Origin of the sequence: Streptomyces sp. NRRL F-5755, from assembly GCF_001279365.1 — a bacterium.
Classification (GTDB): Bacteria; Actinomycetota; Actinomycetes; order Streptomycetales; family Streptomycetaceae; genus Streptomyces; species Streptomyces rimosus.
The window spans coordinates 1-338 of the sequence record NZ_LGCW01000203.1 but is presented as its reverse complement, the minus strand read 5'-3'; the positions used below and the strand labels follow the sequence as shown (position 1 = coordinate 338).

1 rRNA gene is annotated in these 338 nt (G+C 58.6%); it reads left to right on the top strand.

Annotated elements, in window-relative coordinates:
* A 16S ribosomal RNA gene (locus ADK86_RS17535) occupies positions 1 to 79 on the top strand; the annotation flags it as partial.
* Positions 80 to 338: the final 259 nt, after the last annotated feature.

Sequence of the window (338 nt, the reverse complement as noted above, 5' to 3'; positions counted from 1 at the left end):
GTCGAAGGTGGGACTGGCGATTGGGACGAAGTCGTAACAAGGTAGCCGTACCGGAAGGTGCGGCTGGATCACCTCCTTTCTAAGGAGCACTTCTCACCAGCCTTCGTGCTGGTCAGAGGCCAGAACATCAGCGAACGTCTGATGCTGGTTGCTCATGGGTGGAACGTTGACTACTCGGCACACTCGGTTGATCAATGACTAGTACTGCTTCGGCGTGGAACGTGATAGGTCGGCTGGTTGTGTCGGGCACGCTGTTGGGTGTCTGAGGGCACGGGCTTTGCCTGTTCCTTCGAACGCCGGCCCCAGTGAACTCAGCCTTCGGGTTGGGGTGGTGGGTG